Source organism: Paenibacillus sp. GYB003 (assembly GCF_036577625.1).
Taxonomy (GTDB): Bacteria; Bacillota; Bacilli; order Paenibacillales; family NBRC-103111; genus Paenibacillus_AB.
In genome coordinates, this window is sequence record NZ_JARBDC010000072.1 from 73,268 (window position 1) to 81,377 (window position 8,110).

General features: G+C 62.7%; 3 protein-coding genes and 1 pseudogene. 1 reads left to right on the forward strand and 3 read right to left on the reverse strand.

What is annotated here, in order from left to right:
- Positions 1-4 precede the first annotated feature (4 nt).
- The 3 genes from PV407_RS23830 to pheS form a co-directional block, all read right to left on the reverse strand.
- Positions 5-3,013: a cell division protein ZapA gene (locus tag PV407_RS23830; protein ID WP_332092509.1), complete on the reverse strand. Its 3,009-nt coding sequence runs from the start codon at positions 3,011-3,013 to the stop codon at positions 5-7.
- A gap of 127 nt (positions 3,014-3,140) precedes the next feature.
- Positions 3,141-5,585, reverse strand: coding sequence for a phenylalanine--tRNA ligase subunit beta (gene pheT / locus PV407_RS23835; RefSeq protein ID WP_332092510.1), 2,445 nt, complete (start codon positions 5,583-5,585; stop codon positions 3,141-3,143).
- 24 nt (positions 5,586-5,609) lie between these two features.
- The gene (gene pheS, locus PV407_RS23840) at positions 5,610-6,644 is read right to left on the reverse strand and encodes a phenylalanine--tRNA ligase subunit alpha (RefSeq protein ID WP_332092511.1); all 1,035 of its coding nucleotides are present in this window, start codon (positions 6,642-6,644) and stop codon (positions 5,610-5,612) included.
- A gap of 504 nt (positions 6,645-7,148) precedes the next feature.
- On the opposite strand from pheS, the pseudogene PV407_RS23845 reads away from it, so the two are divergent.
- A pseudogene (locus PV407_RS23845) lies at positions 7,149-8,110 on the forward strand (ISNCY family transposase); the annotation flags it as partial.

An 8,110-nucleotide genomic window follows, 5' to 3' on the forward strand; every position in this document is an offset into this window, starting at 1 on the left:
CGCTTCAGTCTTTCTCCACCAGCTGGATCCATTCGTTGAATTCGGTCTGCAGCTTGGCGTATTCCTGCTGAAGCTTCCGGTATTGGACGTGCAGCTCGGCGTCGTCGCGGCGCTCGTTCTGCAGCTGCTCGAGCTCGTGCAGCAGCGAGCTTTTTTCCCGCTCGAACGATTCGGCCATATCGGCGCGCCAGACGGCGTTCGACTCGCGCTCCTCGGCCAGCTCCTTCTCCAGCCGCTCGGCCCGCGCCCGCTCGCGCTCCAACGCGTCGATTTCCGTCGAAGCCGCCGCTTCGAGCTTGGCGCGCAGCTCCGAAATTTCGACACGGGCTTGCGCCAGCGCCGTTTCGCGCTCTTTGCCCTCGTTTTTCAGCTTGGCGCGCTCCGCCTCCAGCGCCTTCTCGAAGGCGAGACGCTCTTGCTGCAGTCGTTCCTCCAAAGCTTTTTCGGAGGCTTGGCGTTCCCGAAGCCGCTGTTCCTCCAGCGCTTTTTCGAAGGCGAGACGCTCTTGCTGCAGCCGCTCCTCCAAAGCTTTTTCGGAGGCTTGGCGTTCCCGAAGCCGCTGTTCCTCCAGCGCTTTTTCGAAGGCGAGACGTTCTTGCCGCAGCCGCTCCTCCAGCGTCTTTTCGAAGGCAAGACGTTCGTCCGCCAACGTTTTCTCGAAAGCGAGCCGTTCGTCCTTCAGCTTGCTCTCGGCCGCGCGGCGTTCCTCCTCCAGCGCCTGCCGGCCTTGTTCCCGTTCCTTCTTCAGCTCCCGCTCGGCTTGCCCCAGCGCCCGCTCCGCCTGCTGACGCGCTTCCTTCAGCTCGAGCTGCGATTTGTTGTACATATCCTGCATCGTTTTTTTATAAAACTGCTGCTGGCCGGCGATTTCCTGCCGCAGCTTGTCCTCCTGCTCCAGCAGCAGCCGCTGCTTGTGCGCGAGCTTCTCCTGAAGCTGGTCGTTCGCTTCCTTGAGCCGGCGCAGCTCCTCCATCATGAGCAGGCTCGTTTCGCCCATGTCTCTGTTGTTTTTGTCGAATAGCCGGTTATCCTGCTCCAGACGGCTGCATTTCGCTTCCAGCGAACCGACCGTCTCTTCGAGCCGTTTGTTGTCCTCCCGCAGCTTGGCCAGCTCTTCGGCGTGCATGTCGGCAAGCGCCGCTTGTCCGAGCCGCACGCTTTCCAGCTCGCTCTCCGCGGCCTCGGCTTGCTCCTTCGCCAGCTCCAGCTCCGCGGCAAGCTCCTCGCGCTTCCGCTCCGCCTCCCGCAGCTGCGGCTCGAGCCGCTCGAGCTGCGCCTTCGCTTCGTCGCGCTCGCTTTCCAAGCGGCCGAGCGAGGACGCTTGAGCTTGCGCCCGCTCTTCGAGCCGCTTCAGCTCGGCGTCGAGCCGCGCCGTCTCGGCCGCTTGCTCCGCGCGCGCCTGCTCGCCCTTCGCCTGCTCCGCTCGCAGCGCTTGCTCGAACTCGCTCCGCTCCCGCTCCAACGCTTCCGCAGCCTTGGCGCGCTCCGCCTTCAGCGCTTCCTCGCCCTTCGCCTGCTCCGCTCGCAGCGCTTCCTCGAACTCGCTTCGCTCCCGCTCCAACGCTTCCGCCGCTTTGGCGCGCTCCGCCTTCAGCGCCTCCTCGCCCTTCGCCTGCTCCGATCGCAGCGCTTGCTCGAAGACGCTCCGCTCCCGCTCCAACGCTTCCGCAGCCTTGGCGCGCTCCGCCTTCAGCGCTTCCTCGCCCTTCGCCTGCTCCGCTCGCAGCGCTTCCTCGAACTCGCTCCGCTCCCGCTCCAACGCTTCCGCCGCCTTGGCGCGCTCCGCCTTCAGCGCCTCCTCGCCCTTCGCCTGCTCCGCTCGCAGCGCTTGCTCGAACTCGCTCCGCTCCCGTTCCAGCGCTTCCGCAGCCTTGGCGCGCTCCGCCTTCAGCGCTTCCTCGCCCTTCGCCTGCTCCGCTCGCAGCGCTTGCTCGAACTCGCTCCGCTCCCGTTCCAGCGCTTCCGCCGACTTGGCGCGCTCCGCCTTCAGCGCCTCCTCGCCCTTCGCCTGCTCCGCTCGCAGCGCTTGCTCGAACTCGCTCCGCTCCCGCTCCAACGCTTCCGCCGACTTGGCGCGCTCCGCCTTCAGCGCCTCCTCGCCCTTCGCCTGCTCCGCTCGCAGCGCTTCCTCGAACTCGCTCCGCTCCCGCTTCAGCGCTTCCGCCGCTTTGACGCGTTCCGCCTCCAGCGCCTGCTCCGCCTTGAGCCGCTCTTCCCCGATCGCCTGCTTCGCCTTGCTCCGCTGCTCCTCGAGCGCCTTCCGGTGAGCTTCCTCCTGCTCGACCAGCTGCTGCAACAGCTTCTCCTCCTGCTCCTTCAGCCGCAGCTCGCCCAGCGCAATCGCTTCTTTGTCGCGGGCGGCTTCCTCTTGCAGCCGCTCGCGCGCCTCCCGCAGCTCGCCGATTTGCAGCTCGAGCTCGCGCCGGCTTTGTTCGAGCCGCTCGTTGTCCTGCTCCAGCCGGCCGCTTCTCGCTTCCTGCTCCGCCACCGTCTCCTCCAGCAGCCGGTTCCGCTCGCGAAGCTGCCGCTCCGCTTCGAGACGCTCCGCCGTCTCCCGCTCGTGCCGCTGCGCCAGCGCGTCCCGCTCCTCGCGGGCGACTTCGAGCTCCAGCTCCGCCATCTCGAGACGCTCCTTCGCCTGCGCGACTTCGGCCGCCAAGCCGTTCTCGCGCTCGCGATGCTCCGCCGCCTGCCGCTCCGCCGACTGCTCCAGCTGCCGGTACCGCTCCTCGAGCTCGGCGTGGCGCCGCTCCAGCTCGCGCGCCGCTTGCAGCTGCTGCTGCACCTCCTCGATTTGCCCCTTCATCTTGAAAAATTCGTCGGCCATATTCACCGACGTCAGCACGGCGAGACGCGGCGTATCGAGCCGCGGAAACAGCTTCGCCGTCACGTGCATTTGCTCGTTCACGTACTCGGCCACCCGCTTCATGTAGCCCGCGCTCGAGGCGCTCATCAATTTATATTCCATTCCGTATATATCGACCGTGACTCGTACTTTATCGCCATTATGCATATCGACACTTCCTTTCCATTCCGGTTGACGGAAATGACAATTTGGCGGGTCCGCGGACTTTTTCAATGCCAACACGAAAAACCGGCCCATCGCTTATACCATTCGATGCGGCCGGTCTTTTTTCCTTCTATTTGCGCAATTGCGCGGCGAATGTTTGTTCAAGCGCCGCGACGACGTTTCCGTGCAGTCCGGCGACTTCCTCGTCGGTCAGCGTGCGGTCCGGATGACGGTAAACGAGCGCGAACGCCACGCTCTTTTTGCCCTCTCCGAGCCGTTCGCCCGTATAAATGTCGAACACGTCGATCGATTCGAGCAGCGCGCCCGCCGTCTCCCGGACGGTGCGGCGGATATCCCCGACCGGAACGGCGGCGTCCACGACGATCGCCATGTCGCGGCCGATCGCCGGATATTTCGGAAGCGGCTTGTACGCGATCGTAAAGTCGGCCCGCTCGATGAGCGGCTCCAGCTCGATTTCGAGCACGTACGTGTCGTCCAAATCTTTGCTTTGCTGCAAAGCCGGATGCAGCTGGCCGAGACGGCCGATGACGCGTTCGGAAGGGCCTGCCCCGACGGAAACGGAAGCGGTTCGTCCGGGATGAAACCCTTCCGGCTGCGCGGCCGCGTACCGGATATCGGCTACGCCGAGCGCGCCGGCGACCTTTTCGAATACGCCCTTCAAGTCGTAGAAGTCGACCTTCTCCGCCTTGCCGCCCCAATGCGCCGCCGACCGTTTGCCGGTCCAGACGATGCCGAGCATCAGCTTCTCCTGCGGCAGCGTCGTCAGCCGGTCTTCGCCGGTCACGAACACTTTGCCGATTTCGAACAGAGCCGCGTCGTCCTGGTTCCGGTTCCGGTTGTACTGGACGGCATCCAGCAAATGAGGGATGAGACTCGTGCGCAGCACGCTGCGCTCCTCGCTCATCGGCATCGCCAGGGCGATCGGCTTCGCTTCGGGATACATGCCGCGGAAGCCGGCGATTTGCTCCGGATGCGTGAACGAATAGGTCACGACCTCGTTGAGCCCGCTTTCGGTGAGGAGCCGCCGCAGCGTGCGGCGAACCGTCTGCTCGCGCGTCAGCGCTCCCGGCGTCGTCGCGCCGACGATCGGCGTGGCCGGAATGTTGTCGTAGCCGTACAGACGGGCGATTTCCTCGATCAGATCGACGTCGCGGGTAATGTCTCCGCGGCGAAGCGGCACGTGCACGATCCATTCGCCGTCCGCCTTGTCTTCGAACGGGAAATGCAGCCGGTTCAAAATCACCTTCACTTCCAGCGAAGCCAGCTCGGTTCCGAGGTAGCGGTTGATTTTATCCAGCGAAATCGCGATCGAAACGGGCGACGCGGGCTTCGCCACGCTTTCCGCGACGCCTGCGTTAATTTCGCCGCCGGCCAGCTTCGCGATGAGCGACGCGGCCCGGTCGAGCGCGGGGATGACCGCGTCGGGGTTCACTTCCTTCTCGAACCGCAGCGACGCCTCCGAGCGAAGCCCGAGCTGGCGCGACGCTTTGCGGACGGTGCCGCCGTCGAACTTGGCCGATTCGAGGACGATCGCCGTCGTCTCCGCGGACACCTCCGAATTGGCGCCGCCCATGACGCCGGCCAGGGCGATCGGCTTCACGCCGTCCGTAATGAGCAGCATATGCGGCTCCAGCTTCCGTTCGACGTCGTCCAGCGTCACGAGCGTTTCGCCTTCGCGCGCCAGACGGACGTCGATCCGTCCGCCTTCGAGCAGGCCCGCGTCGAACGCGTGCAGCGGCTGGCCGTACTCGAGCATGACGTAGTTCGTCACGTCGACGATATTGTTGATCGGACGGACGCCTGCGGCCATCAGCCGGTTTTGCAGCCAAAGCGGGGACGGGGCGACCTTCACGCCGGAAATGCGCCGGGCCGCATAGCGGCTGCACGCCTCCTGCGCGGTAATGTCGACGCGCAAAAAGTCCGACGTTTTCGACTGCGACGGATGGAGGGCGACTTCGTCCTCCGGCAGCCGCACGTCCCGGCCGAGAATGGCGGCGATCTCGTAGGCGACGCCGATCATGCTCAGACAGTCGGAACGGTTCGGCGTCAAATCGAGCTCCAGCACCTCGTCGTCGAGGCCGAGCAGCTCGAGCACCGACCGGCCGACCGGCGCATCGGCGGGCAGCACGAGAATGCCTTCCTGCTGCTCCTTCGGCAGCAGCTTCTCGTTCATGCCGAGCTCCTTCGCCGAGCAGATCATGCCCATCGACTCGACGCCGCGCAGCTTCGCCCGTTTAATTTTCAGGCCGTCCGGCAGCTCGGCGCCGACGAGCGCGACCGGCACCTTTTGGCCGGCGGCTACGTTTTTCGCTCCGCACACGATTTGCAGCTGTTCGCCTTGACCGGCGTCGACCGTACAGACGCTCAGCTTGTCCGCGTCCGGATGCTTCTCCCGCGCCGCGACGTAGCCGACGACGACGTTCGTCACGCCTTTGTTGCGGCTTTCCACAACGTCCACTTCGATGCCGCTCCGGGTCAGCTTCTCCGCCAGCTCGGCGCCGGTATATCCTTTCAAATCCACGTATTCCGACAACCACCGATAAGAGACTTTCACGTCCCGCTCACTTCCTTTCTCGCTTTATATATGCGCGAACTGCTTCAAGAACCGGATATCGTTCGTATAAAAATGGCGAATGTCGTCGATGCCGTATTTCAGCATGGCGATCCGCTCGACGCCCATGCCGAAGGCGAAGCCGCTGTACTCCTTCGGATCGTAGCCGGACATTTCCAGCACGCGCGGATGGACCATGCCGGAGCCGAGAATTTCCAGCCAGCCGGTATGCTTGCACGTCCGGCAGCCGCGTCCGCCGCACATCATGCAGGAAACGTCGACCTCGGCGCTCGGCTCGGTGAACGGGAAGAAGCTCGGGCGCATGCGGATCGTCGCCTGCTTGCCGAACATTTCCTGCACGAACTGAAGCAGCGTTCCTTTCAAATCGCTCATCCGGATGTTGCGGTCGATAACGAGACCTTCGATCTGCGTAAACACGTGCGAGTGGGTCGCGTCGTCGTCGTCGCGCCGGTACACCCGGCCCGGGCAAATGATTTTGACCGGCACTTCGCCCTGCCGCTTCTCCATCGTCCGCACCTGCACCGGCGACGTATGCGTCCGCATGAGCAGCTCCTCGGTAATGTAAAACGAATCCTGCATGTCGCGCGCGGGATGGTTTTTCGGCAAGTTGAGCGCTTCGAAGTTGTAGTAGTCTTTTTCCACTTCCGGCCCTTCCGCGACGGTATAGCCCATCCCGATGAAAATGTCCTCGATTTCCTGGATGACCTTGTTCAGCGGATGAACCGCGCCGAGCGGAGCCGGCCGGCCCGGGAGCGTCACGTCGATCGTTTCCGCGCCGAGTCTCGCCGCCGTTTCGGCCTGCGCGAACCGCTGCTGCTTCGCTTCGATCACCTGCTCGATCGCGGCCCGCACGTCGTTGGCCACTTGGCCGATGACCGGCCGCTCTTCCGCGCTTAGCGCGCCCATGCCGCGCAATATTTCGGTAAGCGGCCCTTTTTTGCCCAAATATTTGACCCTCAGGTCGTTCAGCTGCTGGGCGTCCTGCGCCCGGTCCAGCTCCTGCAACGCTTCGTCCTTCAGCGCGAGCAATCGTTCCCGCATAGAGGAATTCCTCCTGTCCTTCGTTTAAAATAAGGCGTCCCGGCACGCCGGGCCAACGCAAAAAAGGCACCTTCATCCCGAATAAGGGACGAAAGTGCCGCGGTACCACCCTTGTTAAGACGTTCCGCCGCCGCCAGCCGTAAATACGGCTCGGACGAGCGCCGATCCGCACCCTGGCGGACTTCGCCGATGCGTAACAACGTCTTCGCTTTAACCGAGTTAACGGCTCGGACCGGTTCCCCCTACTTGCCGATTCGCAGCATTCGCGCCGGTTTCAGAGGACTGCTCGGGAGCGAACTTCGGCAGAACCGTTTCCGTTAGGAGCGCTCTCAATCTCCGGCGCTCCCTCCCTGTAAGGAGGCGCTGCGTACTTTTCTCCGTCATTGCATTTCGATATTACCACGTATTATATGCAATTTGCCGAAAAGATGCAAGGGACGGCAGGGACGGCTGTTGTTCGTCTGTGATAATGTCATACCATAACTGTTCTGAGATAATGTCACTATGGGACAGGAGACAATTACACTGACAGAAGACGAATGGAACAAGGTGAGAATCGTTGAAAAAATATTGGAGGGCACTTGACCAATGGGGAGGGTGCAGCCTATCTTGGGCTAACGACACGGCAAGTGATTCGACTGAAGAAGAAGTACCTGACGCAAGGAGGAGCTCAGGCACTCGCACATCGGAATCGAGGAAGAAAGCCGGCACACGCTATTCCGGAGGAGGTCAAGAATGTAGCCGCAGCCCTGTATGTTGCGAAATATAACGGCAGCAATCACTGCCACTTTGCAGAATTGTTAGCCGAACACGAATCGATCCAGGTAAGCCCTTCCAGCGTCAGGCGCATCCTGCTGGCCAAAGGGATCAAACAAGCCAAACAACGTCGGCGAGGCAAAACGCATTCCCCCCGTCAGCGGAAAGCGCAAGCGGGTATGCTTTGGCAAATCGATGCGACTCCGTACGCCTGGCTGGAGGATCGGGCGCCCGCCTTCGCCTTGCACGCAGCCATCGACGATGCCACAGGCCTTGTAGTCGGTGCCGTCTTCCGGCCGACGGAATGCCGTGAAGGTTACTCCGTTGTGATGCAGCAAGGCATCCAAACGTATGGTGTGCCACTCGGGCTCTACAGCGACCGCCATACGATCTTCCGCTCACCTAACGAGAAGCTGACGATCGAACAGGAGCTTGCCGGCGAGAGCAAGCCTCTCTCTCACTTTGGCAAAGCTGTGGCCGAACTGCGGATCGAACATATCAAGGCCATCACGCCTCAAGCCAAAGGACGTGTGGAACGGCTATGGAGAACGCTTCAGGATCGTTTGGTCATCGAGCTACGGCTTCTGGGTATCCAGACGATGGAGGAGGCCAATGACGTGTTGCCAAGCCTTATCGAGAAGCACAACCGCAAGTTTGCCGTAGCGCCTCGCCTGGCCGATTCGGCGTATCTCAAGCTCCATTCCTCCGTG